We start from the raw sequence: 1,801 nt of genomic DNA on the forward strand, positions 1-1,801 counted from the left end.
TCGGTCTCAGGTTGTGTTTAGCCTTCGCAGTCGATGCCTGCGTTATTCGCGAGGGATATCCAACCCCCGCTACTCTGGCACTACCGCACGTCGTACTGATCTCAAGTACGGGGTTGTCACCCTGTGTCACGCTCTATTCCAAGAGACTTCGTCGAGATGGTCGGACGATGAGAGGTAGCCCTGACACCACATTGCCCGTGAGGGCTTCGGTTTGGGCTGTATCGCGTTCACTCGCGGTTACTAACGACATCACGTTGCGTTTTCTGTTCCTCCCGATACTGAGATGTTTCAGTTCTCGGGGTTCCTCATTGCGCGAAGCAATTGTTAGAGAGATTCTCATTCGGAAATCTGTGGTTCTTCGCCTCCGTGCGGCTCCCCACAGCTTATCGCAGCTTGGCACGTCCTTCATCAGCGCCTGAGCCGAGCAATCCACCAGCTGGCATAGTAGCCAACGTCGTTGTGACTCGTTCAACNGAGTCCAGTGGACGCCTGGATCGCACGTACACACGGTTTCATATTCGCCCCCAAGGTGGAGATGGTGGGCGAATCGACCCTTCCCAGGCTCGGTTTCACCCGGCCTGGTGCATCTGTCGTCGTACCATATCCCATCGCCGTCCCGCACTTAAGGGGAACGGTTCGGGGCTGGCACGTCGTATGGACCCACTGGGATTTGAACCCAGGGCCTCCGCCTTGCAAAGGCGGCGCTCTCCCGCTGAGCTATGGGCCCGGCAGATCCGCACGGTTGTTAGCCCTGATAGTTCATAGGTGCCCGGTCGACGGAGTTCTCGAACACCGAAAGGTGGGTTGGGGCAGAGCCCCAATCCCGATCAGTAGGAGGTGATCCAGCCACAGATTCCTCTACGGCTACCTTGTTACGACTTAAGCCCCCTTGCGGAGCCCAGATTCGACCGTCGCATGACGGCCTCATCCGGACCCCACTNGACGTATTCACCGCGCGCTTCTGACACGCGATTACTACCGAATCCAGCTTCATGCGGGCGGGTTTCAGCCCGCAATCCGAACTACGACTCCGTTTGGAGATTAGCTCCGCCTCTCGGCGTTGCATCCCACTGTCAGAGCCATTGTAGCCCGCGTGTTGCCCGGTCCATTCGGGGCATACTGACCTACCGTTGCCCGTTCCTTCCTCCGCTTTAGCAGCGGCAGTCCTCCTAGTGTACCCAACTACCTCAAGGGTATTGCTGGCAACTAGAAGTGCGGGTCTCGCTCGTTGCCTGACTTAACAGGACGCCTCACGGTACGAGCTGACGGCGGCCATGCACCTCCTCTCAGTAGCGTCGAGTAAAGNGGTGAGATGTCCGGCGTTGAGTCCAATTAAACCGCAGGCTCCTCCGGTTGTGGTGCTCCCCCGCCAATTCCTTTAAGTTTCATCCTTGCAGACGTACTTCCCAGGCGGCTCGCTTCTCGGCTTCCCTAGGGCGCAGCGCAGGCTCATAGCCTACGGCACACCTAGCGAGCATCGTTTACAGCTAGGACTACCCGGGTATCTAATCCGGTTCGAGACCCTAGCTTTCGTCCCTCACCGTCGGGTCCGTCTTCCTGAGGTGGTTTCCCCATTGGTGGTCCGTCCAGGATTACAGGATTTCACTCCTACCCCGGACGTACCCCTCAGGTCTTCCGGCCCCAAGCCGGACAGTTTCCGCTGGACGCCGACGCGTTGAGCGCGTCGATTTCCCAACGGACTTGTCCGGCCGGCTACGGACGCTTTAGGCCCAATAATATCGGCCATCACTTGGACTGCCGGTATTACCGCGGCGGCTGGCACCGGTCTTGCCCAGTCCTT

General features: G+C 58.6%; 1 tRNA gene and 2 rRNA genes. All 3 read right to left on the bottom strand.

Annotated features, from left to right (window positions below):
- A 23S ribosomal RNA gene (locus C443_RS21950) occupies positions 1 to 457 on the bottom strand; the annotation flags it as partial.
- 198 nt (positions 458 to 655) lie between these two features.
- Positions 656 to 727: transfer RNA gene (locus C443_RS20495), tRNA-Ala, on the bottom strand.
- Positions 728 to 832: 105 nt separating this feature from the next.
- Positions 833 to 1,801 (bottom strand): 16S ribosomal RNA (locus tag C443_RS20500); the annotation flags it as partial.

The sequence above is a fragment of the Haloarcula argentinensis DSM 12282 genome (assembly GCA_000336895.1).
Lineage (GTDB): Archaea > Halobacteriota > Halobacteria > Halobacteriales > Haloarculaceae > Haloarcula > Haloarcula argentinensis.